Annotated in this window: 1 pseudogene; it reads right to left on the reverse strand. The window is 73.6% G+C overall.

Annotated features, from left to right (window positions below):
- Positions 1-280, reverse strand: a pseudogene (locus tag ASD66_RS24705) (hypothetical protein); the annotation flags it as partial.

Raw genomic sequence — 280 nt, forward strand, 5'->3', positions numbered from 1 at the left:
CTCCCCGGCCAGGGCCTCGGCGACTGCCGCGTCCACGTAGGCGGCGTCCTCGGCGTTGAGGTGCCGGGTCAGGCGGGCGATCCGGCGGGCCACCCATGCCTCGCACCGCAGGGTCTTCAGCACGGCCCAGCACTTCGGCAGCCGGTGCACCAGGTCGAGCCCGTCGGCGACCAGCCAGCGGGTGGCCATCGGGTGCGTCTGCCGGGAGATGGCCAGTTCGGCCAGGCAGAGGTCTTGGACCAGTGGGGTGCCGGCACCGCCGACCGGGATGAGTTTCGCC

This window comes from Nocardioides sp. Root151, from assembly GCF_001427925.1.
Lineage (GTDB): Bacteria > Actinomycetota > Actinomycetes > Propionibacteriales > Nocardioidaceae > Nocardioides.